Origin of the sequence: Owenweeksia hongkongensis DSM 17368 (assembly GCF_000236705.1) — a bacterium.
GTDB classification, from domain to species: Bacteria; Bacteroidota; Bacteroidia; order Flavobacteriales; family Schleiferiaceae; genus Owenweeksia; species Owenweeksia hongkongensis.
Genome location: NC_016599.1, coordinates 1,631,601 through 1,651,362 on the forward strand (window position 1 = coordinate 1,631,601; position 19,762 = coordinate 1,651,362).

17 protein-coding genes and 1 other RNA gene are annotated in these 19,762 nt (G+C 40.4%); 13 read left to right on the top strand and 5 right to left on the bottom strand.

The features are described from left to right. Positions 1-24: 24 nt before the first annotated feature. The 5 genes from ubiE (at position 25) to OWEHO_RS07440 (ending at position 5,252) form a co-directional block, all read left to right on the top strand. Positions 25-753, top strand: coding sequence for a bifunctional demethylmenaquinone methyltransferase/2-methoxy-6-polyprenyl-1,4-benzoquinol methylase UbiE (ubiE, locus tag OWEHO_RS07420; protein WP_014201854.1), 729 nt, complete (start codon positions 25-27; stop codon positions 751-753). 26 nt (positions 754-779) lie between these two features. Next, complete coding sequence (gene porT, locus OWEHO_RS07425; RefSeq protein ID WP_169312767.1) at positions 780-1,481, top strand: type IX secretion/gliding motility protein PorT/SprT; 702 nt, start codon at positions 780-782, stop codon at positions 1,479-1,481. A 113-nt stretch (positions 1,482-1,594) separates the two neighbouring features. Continuing rightward, positions 1,595-3,154, top strand: a complete 1,560-nt coding sequence (locus OWEHO_RS07430) for an NAD(P)/FAD-dependent oxidoreductase (RefSeq protein ID WP_014201856.1) — start codon at positions 1,595-1,597, stop codon at positions 3,152-3,154. A gap of 88 nt (positions 3,155-3,242) precedes the next feature. After that, the gene (gene corA / locus OWEHO_RS07435; protein WP_014201857.1) at positions 3,243-4,307 is read left to right on the top strand and encodes a magnesium/cobalt transporter CorA; all 1,065 of its coding nucleotides are present in this window, start codon (positions 3,243-3,245) and stop codon (positions 4,305-4,307) included. A 75-nt stretch (positions 4,308-4,382) separates the two neighbouring features. Next, positions 4,383-5,252 carry a DMT family transporter gene (locus OWEHO_RS07440; RefSeq protein ID WP_223252721.1) on the top strand — a complete coding sequence of 290 codons (870 nt, stop codon included), beginning with the start codon at positions 4,383-4,385 and terminating at the stop codon, positions 5,250-5,252. Here the strand turns inward: OWEHO_RS07440 and OWEHO_RS07445 are convergent. Further along, entirely contained in the window at positions 5,226-5,948 is a 723-nt protein-coding gene (locus OWEHO_RS07445; RefSeq protein WP_014201859.1) for a TrmH family RNA methyltransferase, read from the bottom strand. The two genes, OWEHO_RS07440 and OWEHO_RS07445, sit on opposite strands and share 27 nt — an antisense overlap. A 39-nt stretch (positions 5,949-5,987) precedes the next feature. Between OWEHO_RS07445 and tamL the strand changes: the two genes are divergently transcribed. From tamL to rpe, 7 genes are all read left to right on the top strand, one after another. After that, positions 5,988-8,321, top strand: a complete 2,334-nt coding sequence (gene tamL, locus OWEHO_RS07450; protein ID WP_041627496.1) for a translocation and assembly module lipoprotein TamL — start codon at positions 5,988-5,990, stop codon at positions 8,319-8,321. 69 nt (positions 8,322-8,390) lie between these two features. Next, positions 8,391-9,452 carry a class I fructose-bisphosphate aldolase gene (locus OWEHO_RS07455; protein WP_014201861.1) on the top strand — a complete coding sequence of 354 codons (1,062 nt, stop codon included), beginning with the start codon at positions 8,391-8,393 and terminating at the stop codon, positions 9,450-9,452. Positions 9,453-9,553: 101 nt separating this feature from the next. Beyond that, entirely contained in the window at positions 9,554-10,429 is an 876-nt protein-coding gene (accD, locus tag OWEHO_RS07460; RefSeq protein WP_014201862.1) for an acetyl-CoA carboxylase, carboxyltransferase subunit beta, read from the top strand. 61 nt (positions 10,430-10,490) lie between these two features. Next, positions 10,491-10,760: a 30S ribosomal protein S15 gene (rpsO, locus tag OWEHO_RS07465; RefSeq protein ID WP_014201863.1), complete on the top strand. Its 270-nt coding sequence runs from the start codon at positions 10,491-10,493 to the stop codon at positions 10,758-10,760. 85 nt (positions 10,761-10,845) lie between these two features. Then, a complete protein-coding gene (locus OWEHO_RS07470) occupies positions 10,846-12,969 on the top strand; it encodes a polyribonucleotide nucleotidyltransferase (RefSeq protein ID WP_014201864.1) in 2,124 nt (707 codons plus the stop codon). A 70-nt stretch (positions 12,970-13,039) separates the two neighbouring features. Then, positions 13,040-13,903: a sigma-70 family RNA polymerase sigma factor gene (locus OWEHO_RS07475; protein ID WP_014201865.1), complete on the top strand. Its 864-nt coding sequence runs from the start codon at positions 13,040-13,042 to the stop codon at positions 13,901-13,903. 130 nt (positions 13,904-14,033) lie between these two features. Continuing rightward, entirely contained in the window at positions 14,034-14,681 is a 648-nt protein-coding gene (gene rpe / locus OWEHO_RS07480; RefSeq protein WP_014201866.1) for a ribulose-phosphate 3-epimerase, read from the top strand. 68 nt (positions 14,682-14,749) lie between these two features. Here the strand turns inward: rpe and OWEHO_RS07485 are convergent, their stop codons facing one another. From OWEHO_RS07485 to OWEHO_RS07495, 3 genes are all read right to left on the bottom strand, one after another. After that, the gene (locus tag OWEHO_RS07485) at positions 14,750-15,712 is read right to left on the bottom strand and encodes a GNAT family N-acetyltransferase (RefSeq protein ID WP_014201867.1); all 963 of its coding nucleotides are present in this window, start codon (positions 15,710-15,712) and stop codon (positions 14,750-14,752) included. A gap of 1 nt (position 15,713) precedes the next feature. Then, on the bottom strand, positions 15,714-16,541 hold the full coding sequence (locus OWEHO_RS07490; RefSeq protein WP_014201868.1) for a 1-acyl-sn-glycerol-3-phosphate acyltransferase: 828 nt from the start codon (positions 16,539-16,541) through the stop codon (positions 15,714-15,716). 112 nt (positions 16,542-16,653) lie between these two features. Continuing rightward, a complete protein-coding gene (locus OWEHO_RS07495) occupies positions 16,654-17,859 on the bottom strand; it encodes an NAD(P)-dependent oxidoreductase (protein ID WP_014201869.1) in 1,206 nt (401 codons plus the stop codon). A gap of 73 nt (positions 17,860-17,932) precedes the next feature. Here OWEHO_RS07495 and ssrA point away from each other — a divergent pair. Next, positions 17,933-18,334: a transfer-messenger RNA gene (ssrA, locus tag OWEHO_RS18215) on the top strand. 127 nt (positions 18,335-18,461) lie between these two features. Here ssrA and OWEHO_RS07500 read toward each other — a convergent pair. Beyond that, entirely contained in the window at positions 18,462-19,718 is a 1,257-nt protein-coding gene (locus tag OWEHO_RS07500) for a PKD domain-containing protein (RefSeq protein ID WP_014201870.1), read from the bottom strand. Positions 19,719-19,762: the final 44 nt, after the last annotated feature.

Below are 19,762 nucleotides of genomic sequence, written 5' to 3' on the forward strand. Positions count from 1 at the left end.
ACCTTTGCCGCCATTATTTTGAAAATGAAGAACGAAGTAAAGCCCTATAAAGAAGCCGAAGGCAGCAAGAAAGAACAAGTTGCACAGATGTTTGATAGCATCAGTCAACGCTACGACTTTCTCAACCACATGCTTTCTATGAACATCGATAAAGGATGGCGTAAGAAAGTGGTGAAAATAGCTGCAGCAGAAGGCCCGAAGCAAATATTGGATGTAGCTACTGGAACTGGCGACCTTGCAATTGCCCTTACCAAAGCTAAGCCCGATAGCATTATGGGAATTGATATTTCTAATGGAATGCTAGAAGTAGGCCGCAAGAAGATCAAGGAAAAAGGCCTTACCCAAATCATCACTTTGCAACAAGCAGACTCTGAAGACCTTCCCTTTGAGGATAACACTTTTGATATTGTAACTGTAGCTTTTGGAGTGCGTAACTTCGAAAACCTTGAAAAAGGAATGTCAGAAATTAGACGTGTTTTAAAGCCTGGTGGAAAAGCTTTGGTTTTAGAATTTTCCCAACCCACTGGATTTCCTTTCAAGCAGGTTTATAAATTCTATTTCAAAAATATATTGCCAACACTGGGCAAAGCGATTTCGAAAGATGCTAGTGCCTACACCTATTTACCAGAATCAGTAAATGCTTTCCCTTACGGACAAAAATTTATTGATGTACTTGAGAATGTTGGCTTTACGCAAAATAAATTTCAGCCAGTTACTTTTGGAGTAGCTACTATTTATGAAGCTGTAAAATAATGCACATCGGTAATCGTTTGGTAATCGTGAAAAAACTGAGAACCTACATAGTAATGGGTCTATGCCTGGTTGCCATGAGCAGCTTTGCGCAAAACCTTCCGCCAAACCAACCTAAGTATGACAAAAAGCCTGTGCACTTTGGCTTTTTACTTGGCGTTAATTACTATGACTTTCATATTCAAACGATAGAAGATCTTTCCACCGTACCCGGATATTATTCGGTGCGTAGCGAAACCGCACCAGGATATACGATTGGTATTATTGCCAACCTTCGTTTAACAGATTACTTAGATTTACGATTTATCCCGGCCTTTGCCGCCACCGAGCGTACATTGATTTTTGACGTAATAGAACCCATCTCTGAAAAAAGAACTGAGGTAACACGTGACATACAAAGTAGCTTCATTGACTTTCCATTTGAGCTAAAGTGGAAATCCCAGCGTATTAATAATTATAGGCTGTATGTTTTAGGTGGAGCAAAGTATAGTTATGATGTTTCTTCAAACGAACATGTAGAGGATGACCGCGTTTTCAAAATCCCGCACAATGACTTTTCCTATGAGTTTGGTTTTGGTGTGGATATCTACTTTGAATTTTTCAAATTCTCGCCTCAAATCAAAGGCTCTTGGGGCTTTGCCGACCTTATTGTGGACGATGGCACATTCTATATCAAAGGAATTAACCGCCTCGAAACCCGTGGTATATTCCTGAACTTTACTTTTGAATAGAGTAGTCTGTTAGCAGTTGGCAAAAAACAAATTACCACCTGCATTGAGTGACATCTCCCCTTGCAACTTATAACCATTAACTTGCAACTTATAACATTTAACTTATAGTTCCCGTGATACAGGACATTCAGTTGGTTTGCTCCCCGGAAGAAGCCGCCAACTACCAAAAACACCTCCCACTTTTTGCCCGTCAGGCAGGAGTTTCACCTAATCAAATTAATGGTATCCAGCTGCTCAACAGATCGATTGATGCGCGCTCCAGAAACATCAAGGTCAATCTTGGTGGCCGCCTTTTTATTGATGAAGAAATTCAACCAAGGGAAATCCTACAGCCAGAGTATAAAGATGTAAGCTCAGCAAAGCGTATTCTCATTATTGGCTGCGGTCCTGCAGGAATGTTTGCCGCCATGCGTTGTATTGAGCTCGGCTTAAAACCAATTGTGATTGAACGTGGTAAGGATGTTAAATCACGGAGACGTGACCTGAAAGCGATAAATCGTGACCACACTGTGAATCCAGAATCTAACTATTGCTTTGGCGAAGGTGGTGCCGGAACTTACTCAGATGGCAAGCTTTACACCCGCAGCAAAAAGCGCGGAAGTGTAAAACGTGTATTGGATATTTTGGTGAACCATGGAGCGGTAGAAGACATTTTGGTAGACGCTCATCCGCACATTGGCACCAATAAGCTACCAAAAGTGGTAGAAAACATGCGCGAAACCATTCTTCACTTTGGTGGAGAAATTCACTTTGACACCCGCATGGATGACCTTATTTTGAAAGGAAATCGAATAACTGGAATACGTACCCAAAATGGCGATGTAATAGATGGTGAGGCCTTAATTCTGGCAACCGGTCATAGCGCCCGTGATGTTTTTGAATTATTGCATCGTCACAAAATTGACATTGAAGCAAAGCCTTTTGCCATGGGAGTTCGTGTGGAGCATCCACAAGAGCTGATTGACAAAATACAATACCACGGCCAGGAGCGTGGAGACTTGCTTCCCGCAGCTTCCTACAAGTTGGTGGAGCAAGTTCAGGATAGAGGCGTGTATTCTTTTTGCATGTGCCCTGGAGGGTTTATCGTTCCTGCCGCTACAGCGGGAAATGAACTCGTAGTCAACGGAATGAGTCCCAGCAAGCGCGATAATAAATTTGCCAACTCAGGAATTGTAGTGGCTATTGAACTAAGCGATTTAAGAAAGTATGCCAAACATGGCCCATTGGCCGGTCTTGCTTTTCAGCAGGAAACAGAACAAGCGATTTGGAAAGCTGGAGGCAGCGACCAAACAGCTCCCGCACAGCGATTGACTGATTTTGTAAAAGGCCGCACCTCCTCCACCCTCAATGATTGCAGTTATATGCCAGGCTTGCACTCGTCACCTATGCATGATATTTTACCCTCACACATTGGTGACCGCTTGCGCCAGGCTTTCCCAAAGTTTGGTCAAAAAATGCGCGGCTATTATACTGAAGATGCCAACATTGTAGGAATAGAAAGCCGTACCAGCAGCCCTGTTCGCATTCCGCGAAAGCGCGACACATTACAGCACCCACAGATTGACAACCTCTTTCCTTGTGCCGAAGGTGCTGGCTATGCCGGAGGAATTGTTTCGGCTGGTATTGATGGTGAAAATTGTGCCGAGGCTGTGTTGAGTTATTTAAGTAATTAGTCCAATATTTTATTGGTAATTTATTACCCGTAAACTTTGTAGATTTCCAGATAGAAGTCACACTCGGTAAAACAACAAACATTTTTTCATGGCAAGATTTTATAAAAAACGTTCCGCCAACAAAGGATTGCCACCCGGTAGCCTTGTATTTATTGGCACCAAAAAAGTAGATACCCCAACTGTAGAGTATGTATCGTACGATCAGGAAAACTTTACGGAGTCTGAGTTTCTAAGGGTGGAGAATGTTCCTAAAAATGACCCTGAAAAAAGACAGTGGTACAATATCACAGGATTGGATAATGAGGAGTTTATGGCCCATATTCAGGAGAGGTTGAACATTCACCCCTTGGCCATGGAAGATGTGATGAATACCGGACAGCGCGCCAAGTTTGAGGAATTTGAGGATTTTGCATTTACCACGCTAAAAATGCTTCAATTTGACAGTAAAGCTAGCCGTGTAATTACCGAGCAGGTTTCATTTGTAATAAAAGGAACTACACTTATCACGTTTCAAGAAGAACCGGGAGACACATTTGATGCGGTGCGCAAGCGCCTTAGAAATCCCAAGAGCAACATCAGGAAACTTGGCCCTGATTATTTGGCTTATGCACTTATGGATTCTATCGTAGATAATTATGTATACCTGATAGAAGGCATGGGTGAAAAGGTGGATGATTTGGAGCTAAAAATATTGGAAGACCCAGATGAAGATGCTTTGCAGCAAATAAATATGTACAAGCGTGAGCTTCATTTTATTTTGAAAGTAGTTCGCCCTGTACGAGAGCTTACCCACAACTTAATTCGTACTGAATCCGAGTTTATTGACAAGAAAAAAACCTTAGCCTTTTATAAAGATTTAGACGATTTGATTACGCATGTTATTGAATCTGCCGAGGCTTACCGCCAAGTGCTTACTGATTACCTTCAGGTATACCACACTAATGTGAGCGCCAAGATGAATGACATTATGAAAGTGCTTACCATTTTCTCGGCCATCTTTATTCCTCTTTCCTTTTTTGCTGGGGTGTATGGCACCAATTTCGACTACTTTCCTGAGCTACATTTTAAATATAGCTACTTCATCTTTTGGGGCGTGATTGTTACCATGGCCGGAGGAATGCTCTATTATTTTAAGAGAAAAGGTTGGTTTTAAAATTAACCTTACTAGCCTTTTTTAACCATTATTAGCCTATAGAATTGCACCTTTGCGCGCTCAATCATTTTTTTGATGAAAAAGGCCATCGGCTATATGCTTATTTCGGTGCTTGGTTTTGCACTGATGAATCTTACAGTGAAGTTTCTTGGGCGACTTCCTGCCACAGAGCTAGTACTTTTTCGTAGCCTTATATCCATCGTTCTTACGGTTTATTTTCTAAAAAGAAGACATATCCCACTTTTTGGAAACCAGAAGAAATATCTAATTCTTAGAGGGATTTTCGGAGTTATTGGGCTCACCCTGTTTTTCTACACTTTACAGAAACTACCCTTGGGCTCAGCGATTACCATACAATACCTCTCTCCTATTTTCACCGCATTCTTTGCCATTTTCATTTTGGGTGAAAAGATGTACAAAATACAATGGCTCTTTTTCGCTGTTTCCTTTGCGGGAATTGCCGTTATCAAAGGTTTTGATCCCAATATTAGCTTACCATTATTTCTTATGGGCTTAGGGTCTGCTGTATTTTCCGGATTAGCGTACAATTGCGTTCGAAAGGTAAAAGACACCGATCATCCATTAGTGGTGGTTTTTTACTTTCCCTTGATGGCGGTACCTGTAATGGGCATCATTAGTTTATTCAATTGGGTAACGCCCATTGGCTGGGAATGGGGACTCCTTTTATTAATGGGTACTCTTACACAAATAGCTCAAGTATACATGACCAAAGCTTTGCAAAATGCTGAAGTAAATGAAATAACCGGGCTGAAATATCTAGGAGTAATTTTTGCCTTGGGTTTCGACTTCCTGATTTTTGATGTACAATATCGACCAATGGCGCTAGTAGGAATTGCTATGGTACTTTCAGGTGTGATTATCAATATTATTTACAAATCACAAAAGCGCAGAAAAGCTCTATCTGCCCAAACTAATATTTCCTAAAATGATGGCCGTGGCAATGGCTACATTCAGGCTTTCTGTTTTAGATTTTCCCTTACGGGGAATGGTCACGCGTTGACTATTTTTCCTCCAAAAATCAGATGGTCCGTGAGATTCGCTCCCCATTACCAAAGCCATTTTTTGAGGTACCTCTGCTTCGTTAAGATTTTCCCCTTCCATATCGGCACACCAAAAGGAAAAGTCTTGGGCCTTCAATTCTTCCAATATTTCCACCTCCGAAGCATAAGAAACATTTACTCTGCCAGCACTTCCCATGGTGCTTTGCACTGTTTTAGAATTGTAAGCATCCACGGTTCCCGTAGTGCAAAAAATTTGCGTTATTCCAAACCAGTCACAAGTTCTGATAATTGTTCCCAGATTTCCCGGATCATTTATTTTATCTAAAATCACCACTCGGTTGCCAAGCTCTCTCTTCACTTCCGGAAAACGAAAAATAGCTATCACTTCATCCGCTGTATCAAGCTGGCTCAGCTTTTCAAATTCTTTTACAGGAATCACCATACCCGAATTGTGTACAAACGAACTCCCCTCTTTTATAATTAGATGCTCCAAATGAAGACCTTCATCCAAAAGTTCTTGCACCACTTTTCTACCTTCAGCTATAAACATCTTTAGCTGCCAACGGTACTTCCTAGTGGTTAGTTTACGCAATAATTTTTCGGTGGTGCGGGACAACATATCCTATTACATTTGCAAATTAGAATTGAGACAGCAAACTTGACAAAAAACCTCTACATAATTTGGGTTGCCTTAGGAATTTTGATCCTGCAATCGTGCTCATACACCAAGTTGGTACCTGAGGGTCGAAGTCTATTATGGAAAAACACCATTATTGTAGACGGTAAAAAAGGTGCTCCCTCAGAAGCTGAAAACATTATAAAACAACAGCCCAACAGTAAACTCGGGTTTAGGTTTATGCGTCCCAATTTGGCCATTTACAACTGGGGTAATGGCAATGACAGTAATTTTTTTGCTAAACTTGGTGAAGCTCCCAGGATTTTAGATTCAGTAAAAGTAGCTACTGGAGCCAATCAATTACAGGATTGGTATTTTAACAAAGGTTACTTTAAAGCCTCAACTAGTTATGCCATCGACTCGATTGGAAAAAAAAAGGCTGAGGCTAAGTATTTTGTAACCAAACGTAATCGATACACTGTAAATGAGATTAGCTACATGGCTAATACCAAATCACTAGAAACTATAGTCCGTATAGTGATTGCGAAAGATAGTATCATAAAAAAAGGAATTCCATATGATGCTGACTTATTCGAAACCTTGAGATCTGACATAACCAACGTTGCGAGAAATACAGGTTATTACGGTTTTTCAAAAAATTATATCCGATTTGAGGCAGATACCTTTTTAGTAGGTGACCGTGTTAATGTAAAACTTATAATAGACCAAGCTATTGTAGAAGTTGGTGACTCAAGCTATACCTCAAATCATAAACAATATTATTTCAAAAATATTTATCTGCGACCAGATTACAATTATCACAAAGCAGGAGATGTTCCAAGGGACACCTTAATTAGAGATGATTATCAATTGGTATATGATAGCTTAAAATACAAGCCTAGATATCTTACTGACGCCATTCATTTTGAAAAGACGGAACGATACAACGAGGAAAAGGTAAAAGAAACCTACTCGCACCTAGTTGGTTACAAGGCATTTCAACTAAGCGATATTAGCTTTACGCCTACCGGCACAATAGATTCATTAGGGGTACCGGGATTGAATGCCGTTGTAAACCTTAACCCACTTCCTAAAAGAACTTTTACCATTGAGCCAGAATTAACTACTTCGGGAGGTAACAACTTTGGTATAAGCGGAAGTATTGGTGTGATAAACCGAAATTTCTTTAAGGGAGGTGAAGCCCTAAATATCCGCTTAAATAGCGGTTTGGAATATCAAACAACCATTGGAGATGCAAATAAAGTAACACCCGCATTTGAAGTAGGAGGAGAAATTTCTATTGATTTTCCTCGATTTATCCTTCCTTTTATCAATACTGAAGGAATGCTACCTAAAAGAATGCAGCCAAAATCTCAAGTAAGTTTAAGTTATAATTTGCTTTCCCGTCAGGAATTTACGCGCCAAACTTTTGGAACCAAACTTTCATATAACTGGAAAGAGTCACAAAGAAAGTCACACAGATTGGATTTGATTGATATCACCTACTCACAGATCGTTGATACTACTGCTACCTTCTATAATGACTTGTCCGAAATCCAGCAACAGGCCTTTACTTCTGAGTTTATTTCAGCTACTCGTTACACTTACACGTTAAATGAAAATCTGATTACTAGAAGAAAAAATCCGAGATATTTTAAGGGAACTTTTGAATTGGCAGGAAACTTTTTAAACCTACTGGATAACACAACTAATATAGGCGAAGAAAATCCAAGCAATGGCGCCACTTCTATTTTTAAGGTGCAATATTTTCAATATGCCAAGCTTGAGCTTGATGGCCGCTATTACTGGAATTTTGCTAAAAATCAATCTTGGATAAACCGTCTTTATACTGGCTATATTTTACCTTACGGAAATAGTAAAATCCCAACTGACACCGGAGTGGCACGTGTACCTCCTTTCTCCAAGTATTTTTATATGGGAGGTAGTAATGACATGCGAGCGTGGACTGCCTACCGACTTGGTGCTGGTAGAGAATTCAATACCGACTATGCTGCTGGTGATGATACTACCTTTGCTACGGGTACATTTAAACTCTTAATACAATCAGAATACAGGTTTCCGATTGCTTCCTATTTACAAGGTGCTATATTTTTGGACGCAGGTAATATTTGGCTTACCGGAGGACTGGAAAACGAGCAAACTGACCTGAAAATTGAAGACTTATATGATGAGCTCGCCTTGGGTGGAGGTGTGGGGCTAAGGCTCGACTTCGACTTTTTTGTAATTCGATTTGATGTAGGGATGAAGCTCAGAGACCCTGGCCTGCTTGAATCTAACGAAGAGTGGGTGTTTTTAAGTCAGCCAGCATTTGTAAAAAACTGGACTTATAATTTTGCTTTAGGATATCCTTTCTAATGCCCTGCAAAAAATTATAAATTTGCCGCTCGAATATTGTGAAAGAACAAAACCATTAAATCTATATACATGACCCTTGATCAAATAACCAAGTTACTTGGATCTGATGCCGAAAATCTACTTACTCATGAAAGTAAAACTATTTCAAAATCGAGCCTGCACTTGCCAGGAGCTGATTTTGTAGATCGTGCTTTTGGCATGAGCAACAGAAGCCCACAGGTACTTCGTAGCCTTCAGGCATTGTATGGTCATGGTAGACTGGCCAACACCGGATATGTTTCTATCCTTCCTGTTGACCAAGGTATTGAGCACAGTGCTGGTGCTTCATTTGCCCCAAACCCTATTTACTTTGACGGTGAGAATATTATAAAGCTTGCACTGGAAGGTGGTTGTAACGCAGTAGCTTCTACATTTGGAGTATTGGGAAGTGTATCTAGAAAGTATGCCCATAAAATTCCTTTCATTGTAAAAATTAATCACAATGAATTTTTAAGCTACCCAGCAGGATATGACCAAATTATGTTTGGTAGCATCCGTGACGCTTGGAATATGGGAGCTGTAGCCGTAGGTGCTACTATTTATTTTGGATCAGAAGAGAGCAATCGCCAGATTCAGGAAGTGGCAGAAGCTTTTGAATATGCTCACGAGCTAGGTATGGCTACCATCCTATGGTGCTACACTCGTAACTCTGCTTTCAAAAAAGATAAAGATTACCACGTATCTGCTGACCTTACCGGCCAGGCAAATCACCTTGGGGTAACTATCCAGGCAGATATTATCAAGCAAAAACTTCCAGAAAATAACGGTGGTTACACTGCTATTAACTTTGGAAAAACACACGATAAAGTTTATTCAGAACTTTCAAGTGACAACCCAATTGACCTTACTCGCTACCAGGTGGCAAACTGCTACATGGGACGCCAAGGTTTGATTAACTCAGGCGGAGCTTCTCTTGGTGATGCTGATAGCGACATGGCTCAAGCTGTTCGCACGGCTGTAATCAACAAGCGTGCTGGGGGTCAAGGTCTTATTTCAGGACGTAAAGCTTTCCAAAAACCAATGGTTGATGGAATTGAGCTTTTGAATTCGATTCAAGATGTGTATCTTGAAAAGGGTGTTACTATAGCCTAATTTAAGGCTCATAAAAATTACTAGTGGTTAGGTTTAAGGCTTCAAAACGATGAGGTCTTAAACCTTCACACTTTTACCACTAATCATTAAAAAATAAAGAAATGGGTTGGTTTAAGAGAAATAAAGATGGGATTACCACCAGTACCAAAGACAAAAAGGAGACTCCTGAAGGCCTTTGGCACAAATGCCCAAAATGCAAGGTGATCCATTCAGTAGATGATCATGCCAAGCATATGTGGGTGTGCAGCAACTGCGGACACCATGACCGTATTAATGCAGCGGAATACTTCACCTTCTTATTTGACGATGGAAAATTTACCGAGCTCAATCCTAAAATGACGTCAGGAGATCCTCTGAAATTTGAGGACACAAAAAAGTATACGGATCGCTATGCTGCTTCTGTAAAAAAGACTGGGCTTAATGATGCTGTAACCACAGGATATGGCAAGCTTAATGATCAAGACATCGTAATTGCCTGTATGAACTTCAACTTTATTGGAGGATCAATGGGATCGGTAGTTGGTGAAAAGATAGCCCGTGCAATTGATCACAGCATCAAATACAGAAAGCCGTTCATTATGATTTCTAAATCTGGTGGAGCACGTATGATGGAAGCTGCATTTTCATTAATGCAAATGGCAAAAACCAGTGCCAAGTTGGCTTTGTTGGGCAAAGAAGGAATCCCTTATGTTTCTCTTCTTACTGACCCAACTACTGGTGGTGTTACCGCATCATTTGCCATGCTTGGAGATATCAACATTTCTGAGCCAGGTGCTTTGATAGGTTTTGCAGGGCCAAGGGTAGTAAAAGAAACCATTGGTAAAGATTTGCCGGAAGGCTTCCAGACTGCGGAATTCCTATTAGAACATGGATTCTTGGACTTTATCAGTGAAAGAAAACATCTTAAGAAAAAAATAGGCAGCTTCCTTGGAATGGTAAGTCCTGAAAATGAAACGGAAGCAGTAGCTACAAAATAAATTTTGTTTACTTTTGCACCTCATTTTTTATTAGCATAACATTTATCTAAACGATTTTGGCATGTATTTGACAAGCGAAAAGAAAGCAGAGATCTTCAAAAAACACGGAGAAACTGCTAAAAACACTGGTTCAGCAGAAGGACAGGTAGCACTTTTTACCTTCCGTATCAATCACCTTACCGAGCACCTAAAGAGAAACCGCAAGGATTTCAACACTGAAAAAGCTCTAGTAAGCCTAGTAGGTAAGAGAAAGAAAATTCTTAATTACCTTAAGGATAAAGATATTGCTCGCTACCGTGCAATTATTTCTGAACTAGGTATCAGAAAATAATTTATCACATTTCGAGGAAAGGCAATTTTTAACGAATTGCCTTTCTTCAATTTTATACACACATATAATAGACACAATACAATAGATGATTCCAAATCCCATTACCCAAGAAATAACACTAGCAGACGGTAGAACCATCACCCTTGAAACTGGCAAACTTGCCAAGCAGGCTGATGGTTCTGTTGTTGTGAAGATGGGCGGTACCATGCTTTTGGCTACCGTAGTATCTGCACCCGAAGCAAAAGAAGGTGTTGACTTTTTACCACTTACCGTAGATTACCGCGAGAAATTTGCTGCTGCCGGCCGCATGCCTGGTGGATTTTTGAAAAGAGAAGCTCGCCCTACTGACGAAGAAATTTTGGTAATGCGATTGGTGGATCGTTGCTTGCGCCCACTTTTCCCAGAAGATTATCACGCTGAAATTCAGTTGATGATTAGCCTTCTTTCTTATGACCCAGAAGTATCTCCGGATGCACTTTGTGGTCTTGCTGCTTCTACCGCTATCGCTCTTTCTGACCTTCCATTTGATGGACCAATGTCTGAAGCAAGAGTAGGTCGTGTAGATGGCAAACTTATGATCAACCCTTCTCCATCTGATATGGAAAAGTCTGATCTTGACATGATGATCGGTGCTACCAAAGATAGCGTGGTGATGGTAGAAGGTGAGATGAAAGAAATTTCTGAGAAAGAAATGGTGGAAGCCATTGCTTTTGGTCACGAAGCTATTAAATCACAAATCGATGCTCAGTTAGCTTTGGCTTCTCAAGTTGAGAAATCAAAAACTAAAAGAGAATATAGCCATGAAACACATGATGAAGAGCTAAAAGCAGAAGTGCTAAAAGCAACTTATGATGATGTTTACGCTGTAGCTAAAAGTGGTCTTCCTAAGCATGAGCGCTCTGAAAAATTCAAGGAAATCCGTGAAAACTACAAAGCAAAGTATACTGAAGAAGAGCTAGCTGAAAAAGCTGGACTTATCAATACTTACTACCACGATGTAGAGTACAAGGCTATGCGTGCCATGATTCTTGAGGATGGTCAACGTCTTGATGGTCGTGCTCTTGACGAAGTTCGCCCAATCTGGTCTGAAATCGATTATTTGCCAGGAGCTCACGGTTCTGCCGTATTTACTCGTGGTGAAACTCAATCATTGACAACTGTAACTCTAGGTTCACGCCTTGATGAAAAACGTAGAGATGGAGTAACTGAAACTTCTTCTGAACGTTTTTACCTACACTATAACTTCCCTCCATTTTCTACAGGTGAAGCTCGCCCAATTAGAGGTACCAGCCGCAGAGAAATAGGACATGGAAACTTAGCTCAAAGAGCTTTGGAAGTAATGCTTCCCGATGATAGCATCTATACCATCCGTGTAGTTTCTGACATTTTAGAATCAAACGGTTCTTCTTCCATGGCTACTGTATGTGCAGGTTCTCTTGCACTTATGGATGCTGGTGTAAAAATGAAGAAAGCTGTATCCGGTATTGCAATGGGATTGATTACTGATCCTGATACCGGTAAATATGCAGTTCTATCTGATATCCTTGGTGATGAAGATCACTTGGGTGATATGGACTTTAAGGTAACTGGTACCAAAGATGGTATCACTGCCTGCCAAATGGACATTAAAGTAAAAGGGCTTTCTTACGAAATCCTTGAAAAGGCATTAGAGCAATCTAAAGCTGGCCGTCTTCACATCCTTGGTGAGATTATGAAAACCATCTCTGAGCCACGCGAAGATGTGAAACCAGGTGCTCCAAAAATCGAAACCATGACTATTCCTAAGGATTTCATTGGTGCCATTATTGGACCTGGAGGTAAAAATATTCAGAAGCTACAAGCTGACACTGAAACAACTATTACCATCGAAGAAGAAGGTGATAAAGGAATGATCGAAATCAGTGGAACCAACCGTGAGAACATGAATGCAGCTATGGCTCGCATCAAAGCTATCGCGTTTGTTCCTGAGGTAGGCGAAGTATACACAGGTAAAGTAAAGTCTATTCAGGCTTACGGTGCTTTTGTAGAAATCGCTCCTGGTACTGATGGTCTTCTTCACATTTCTGAAATCGATCACCGTAGATTAAAAACTGTAGACGAAGTTCTAAAAGAAGGAGATTCTGTAGAGGTAAAACTTATCGGAGTTGACGATAGAGGTAAGATGAAATTGAGCCGCAAAGTACTTTTGCCTCAACCATCTGACAATTAATAGAAAAAGTAGAACAAGGAACAGTTTTTGACGTTCTTTATTATTCACAGTATATAAGCACATTTGAGATATGAGACAGCTGAAGATCACAAAACAGGTTACTAATCGTGAAACTGCATCACTAGACAAGTATTTGCAGGAGATTGGTAAAGTTGAACTGATTACGGCCGAGATGGAAGTGGAGTTGGCTCAGCGCATTAAAGCAGGTGACCAAGTGGCGCTGGAGAAACTTACGAAGGCAAACTTGCGTTTCGTAGTTTCTGTAGCAAAGCAGTACCAAAACCAAGGGCTTACCCTTCCTGATTTGATTAATGAAGGTAACCTTGGGCTTATTAAAGCTGCGCAGAGATTTGATGAAACTCGTGGTTTTAAGTTTATTTCTTACGCTGTATGGTGGATCCGTCAAAGTATTTTGCAAGCATTGGCTGAGCAATCGCGTATTGTAAGGCTTCCGCTTAACAAGATTGGATCAATCAACAAGATCAACAAGGCTTACGCAACTCTGGAGCAGGAGCACGAACGTGCACCTTCGGCTAATGAAATTGCCGATAACCTGGAGATGGGTGAGAATGATGTGAAGGAAAGCATGCGTAATAGTGGTCGCCATATTAGTATGGATGCTCCACTTGTGGAAGGAGAAGACAGCAACCTGTATGATGTATTGAATACAGGCGACAGCCCTAATCCTGATGATGATTTGATGCAGGATTCGCTTCGTACCGAAATTGAGCGCTCATTAGCCACTCTCACTCCAAGAGAGGGCGATGTAGTTCGTTTGTACTTCGGGCTTGGTGGCCAGCACCCAATGACGCTTGAAGAGATTGGTGAAAAATTTGACCTGACACGTGAGCGTGTTCGTCAGATTAAAGAAAAAGCTATCCGTAGATTGAAACACACTTCTCGTAGTAAGATTCTAAAAACTTACTTAGGCTAAGATTAAGTTCTTTAAAATGTATATGAAACCCTCAGCAGAAATGTTGGGGGTTTTGTTTTTAGTTATCTATTCTAATGTCTCATTTTTGCTTTAGGCTTACTACCTTTGCAACACCAAAAAAATTTAGCACATGCCTATTATAGCTCCATCCTTATTAGCAGCCGATTTTGCCAACCTTCAACGCGATTGTGAAATGATCAATCAAAGTGAAGCCGATTGGTTCCATATTGATGTAATGGATGGTGTTTTCGTTCCCAATATTTCTTTCGGAATGCCCGTGATTGACGCTATAAATCGCCATGCTAAAAAAACTTTGGACGTTCACCTAATGATTGTGCAGCCGGAGCGATATATCAGCGATTTCAAAAAAATTGGCGCTGATATTTTAACTGTTCATTACGAAGCTTCTACACACTTGCACCGCACTCTTCAGGCAATCAAAGCTGAAGGCATGAAAGCTGGCGTGGCTTTGAATCCACATACTCCTGTTTCTTTGTTAAAAGATGTAATTCAGGATATTGACTTGGTGTGCATGATGAGCGTAAACCCTGGCTTTGGCGGTCAGAAGTTTATCGAAAAAACGTACGACAAAGTAAAAGAGCTAAAGCAGATCATTACCGATGCTGGAGCTTCTACCCTTATCGAAATTGATGGAGGTGTAACTTCTGCAAATGCTGCTCAATTAGTGGAGGCTGGCGCTGATGTGTTGGTAGCCGGATCTTTCGTGTTCAAATCAGAGAATCCAATCGAAACTATCGCTGGACTTAAGAAAGCGTAGAAGTAGTAGTCAGTAGTCAGTAGTCAGTAGTCAGTAGTCAGTAGTCAAAATACTCAGTACTTCTCACTTCAGTCTTGCTTCTTTGTTAGCGGCCCTAAAAATTCCTTATCCCTTTCATAAGTGTCCAGATGGCGTTCCTTTCGCGCTGGGTAAATATCATCTACTATTGCCAAAATACCAGTTTCTTCCACCTCACCAAATTCATAGTTTAAGGAAGTCCCAAAGGTTTTCATGGTAGCGGAAATATTCATGTAGGTATTGATAAGCGGTGGAATATTTTCCCCACGTGCACGCACTTCTTTATTTAAAAGCGCATATCCATCCTTGTATGAAAGCTCCTTAAACATAGATTTATATTCATCCAGCTCACCATCTTTAATAAGTGGCTCAATTGGTTCTACCAAGTTCTCCTTATCGGGAAAGTAGTGCTCCATAAAGGCAAGAATCATATTTCTAGCTTCACGCTGAAAATGAGGGTACATGGTTACTTTGCCAAAAAGATATTTTATGTCAGGATTTTGCACCACATAAGCGCCCAGTCCATCCCAAAGATTATCCATAGAAAACAATCCTTTCTTAGAAGCTCCACGCTGATATTTTGGCTGTACAAATGAGCGACCAAGCTCAATGGTATTGGGTAAGTAATTTTTGTAAAAATCCTGACTCAAATTGAATAGATGTGCTGTGGCTGAAATGATTCGACCATTCTCATCTTTTTCGGCATCACTACATTTTATAAGTCTGTAACCGGCAATTATTTCTTGGTCATCCGGATCCCAAACAATAAGTTGAAGAAATGGGTGCTTAGCAGTATCGTAAGCATCTATATCGGCAGACTTTCCAGTACCACCGCCTGCCATACGAAAAGCCTCTTCGCGCAAGCGACCAATCTCCAGCATAATGTTGGGCGAATTGTGATGCGTAACCAAATACAAATGATTACGCAGCTTATTGGTGTGTCGCACGAACTTATCTTCAGTAAGCTCAGCAATAATCAATTTACGATCTATCGGTGCTATGATCTTTTCCATGTCAGTTATTTCCGTTGGCCAATTGATATACGCGTCTTCTCACCTCATCTGCCCACTCCTGCTGTGTTTTATCCTTGCTGAAGGTAGTATATGGGATTGGTTTTCCCACAGTTACCTTCAAAGTTTTCCCTTTTTGTTTAAACAATTCATCAGCCAGATAAAACATTTCTAAATTGGCTTTTACTCCCAGTTTTCTGCGAATGTTGGAAAGGTTATAAAAAAAGTTGGAATTACGACCTCCAATATGCACTGGAATTATATCCTTTTTGTACTTCGTTGATTTTGAGATAAAACTTTTTTTCCATTCCAAATCAGCGATTCCTTCTGGTAGCTTTCGCGAAACAAGACCTGCAGGAAAAACCAGGGTAGCTTCGTCTGATGCATAAGCCTGATCTATCATATTTAAAGCCTCTCGCGCATTTGAACCATGCTTGTTTACAGGTAAAAATAGGGGTTGAAAATTTTTAATATTCAAGAGAATATCATTTACCAAAAACTTCATATCCGCACGAACCTGACCAACAGCCTGCATAAAAGCAATTCCATCTAAGCCTCCAAGTGGATGATTGGCCGCTAAAATGCAGCCTCCTGTTTGTGGAATATTTTCACCACCTACAAGCTCAATAGTCATATCAAGCTCATTCATCACAGCATTTACAAACTCCAAACCCTGCAAATGGCCAGTATTTCGCATCACCTCATTTACCTCATCCTCATGAACTATACGCTTGATGTAACGCACCACAAATGAAGGCAACCATTTGGCCAGCCTTTCACTTTTACTCTTTATCACTTCATTGATATCGATGTATTTCTGTGGTGTACTCAAAGTAATCTTTAATTAAAAAAAGGAAAAATTTAGGGCCACCAAATCACAAATCCAGTGGTGTGGCGCTTTTACGCTTCAATTTATTATGCAAGAATACAATTTCTTCAAGACATCAAGAATTTACATAATCTTCTAGATAGGCAAATTTTGGGGTGAGCTTTCCATCCAAAGTGGTTTCTGAAGCCCTGTCCAAAACGCCCTCTTTATCTCCACTGAAAAAGTGCGGAATTACATTTTTGATAAGCTCGTTTCCAAAATCTTCGGAAGCATCTTTGGGTAATTCACACGGTAAATTATCCACTGCAGAAACACCTATAGAACCTAGTGTACCCAATGGCACCTCTTTTTCACCATGAGGATCGTAAGCATAAAAAGGTTCGGCAATAGTAGATGGTCGCAAGGTAGAAGCCACGGGGCCGTCAATATCACAGCTGATGTCCGACACTAAACGAATCTTAAATTCCGGAGAACGGGCATCCTCTCTAGTAAAAACAAACGGTGCCTTGTTGCTCCAAAAATGACATGGTATATAAATGTCAGTAGTGCGGGCATAATGCCTAAACACAGACTTAAACCCTGTTGGATCTTTATAAAAATCAGCATTCTTAAATTCTCTACCATCCTTTCGTTCATAGTAGTCCGACACTTCGAGCTGAGTAAAAACTACACCATTAAAATCATCATTAAGGTATTTTTTTGGTGTAACCTGCTTCAGGTGCATTGCTGAAAAAATTTCCTGCGCTCCACTAGCTACTCGCCCTCCTCCAGTAATCGCAATTTTTGCCTTTGAAGGCAATTTTACTTTTATCAGTTCACTTTCCATTTCACGTCTATCTGCACATTCATGAGCTGGTTTCAAAGAATAGTCATGGGTCATTTCGCCCCATGCCCTAAAAGCATTGTAAGCACCCACAATACCGGCAAAACGACCGAAACCAAGAAGTCTTATTCCAAACTCATTGGTAAGCATTTCATAATCTATGAGGCGAATTTTCTTCTCCAGAATTGTCTTTAAGAGCTTACTATTATAGGGTTGTTTCTTATATGTATGCGAAAAAAACATATATGTTTTGTTGGGAATAAGCATATCCAACGGAACTTCTTTTACGCCAAGTAACACTTCACAATCTGACAAATCCTCAGCTATTGTGCTACCCTCCGCTTCATACTCCTTGTCTTTAAAAGCTCGAACATCACTAGGTTGAACCAATATTTCCATTTCTGGATATTTGGCCTTCAAGGCTTTACATTGTTGCGGAGTAAGAGGCACCCTTTTATCGGGTGGGGTTTTGCCTTCGCGGATAATTCCAAACTTCATACGGTATGCTATTTGCATCAAATATAACTACCTTTGAGGCTTCCTGAAAGGGAAGTGTGTTCTTTAAAATTATGGGGCTGACCGGTTTCGACAGCAAGATGAAATGGGTCGTAAGCATGCCGGAGTATGAGGTTACCTTCCGATATCAAGGTTCTTCAAATTATAGTTGGCGAAAATAACTTCGCACTTGCCGCGTAATCACTCGATAGAGGGTTACAGCTAATCTCAGCGTAAGACGCGGGAGCAAGTCATCTCTCAAACCCTAGGTCTGGTTGGGTTTGATCAAGAGGTGTCATTAAATCCGGACTAGTAAGTGTAGCGTTGCGTACCACTTTCGAAACTCTAATTCGTAACTAAGCTATAGTTGGGGTGTTTGTTCCCAGGCTCTAGTCGAAAATCTAATGACAAAATAAGCATGTAGAAAGCTACTGATTTCCTTGTTTGCACGTGGGTTCGACTCCCACCAGCTCCACAATTCAAAGCCTTAATTAATTCTAATTGAATTAGTTGAGGCTTTTTTATTTTCAGAAACTGTATTAGACAAAATAAAACCCCGAAAGTGAATAACCTCCGGGGTTCTTAAATAATACACTTTTTAAGTCTTAGTGCTTAATAATTTTATAATGAGACTGCACTCCATCATTGCTGATCAGGTGAAGAAGATAAACACCATTTTGCAACTTGGTAAGATTAAGTTTCAAATCTATCTCATCGATTTTTACCAGTCCTTTTGTCACAACAGAACCTTTTAAATCAGTAACTGAATAAGCCTTAACCTTAGCACCTTCAGACACCAAAGAAACATTAAGTATATCTTTTACTGGATTTGGATAAACCTCAAAAATCGCCTGTGTATCAAACTCTTCAACCCCCACAGTAGGTTCCTTTACTGTAAGCGTAAATCCTGAATTCTTATAAATCAAATTTCCCACACTATCAATACCTAAAGTGTCGCAAAATGTAGATGTGCACACCGCTCCCACACTGTCAATAGAAGTTGCAGTAAGACACACGGCATAAGCTCCGGCATTAGCATAGGTATGCGCAGGAAAGGGAAGATTAGACGTATCTCCATCCCCAAAATCCCAGTGATAGGTAGTAGTGTAATTTGTATCTCTTATAGATGGTGTGGAATTGTTGTAAATAAAGGCATAACCATTTCCCGAATTTACGGTATCTACAGAGTATGCTGCCTGGCAAAACGTGGGTGGGTTAAAAGGGAGCACCTCAATTGTATCTCTGTACCAATCTTGAGAAAAATAACCATTGCCTATACTAGAATCACTTTCTGTAAACGAATACTGAACATAGTATTTACCAGGACCCGGGTAGGTGTGACTAAATTTTGAGTTTACCAGCGCAGAATCATTATCACCATAAAAGCAGAAATAAGTGCTCTTAGTGCCTTGGAAACCCGCTCCAACTGAATTATCTGTAAAATCAATTGTGTTGGCCTGACTTGTAGACTGTGCATAAGTAACCCCAGCTGTACCTGTGTAGGAATTCATCGAGCAAGTCTGAGTTATAGTATCTTCATACATTCCCCATGTGTTTGGGGGCATTGGACTTGCTACTCCTTTTATTTTGTTTCCATTGCAATCATAGGAAAAGCTTACTATGCTATCAAAAATCAAGGAGCTACTAATAGAATCTGAGTAACCTCCAAATGAGGAACTATCAGAGTACCCAGACATCCTCTTTACAATTGTAGTTCCATTATAAACGTTTATCCATACTTTTTGTCCTGGAATTCCCACTGATGTTGGTGTCCAAACACCTACATATATAGAGTGATATGTTTGAGCTGAACCTAAAAAGGTTCCACACAATAGAGTTAAAGCAAGTAATAGTTTTTTCATAAAAATAAATTAGAGGACAATGTGTATTTGAATATAAATGGAAA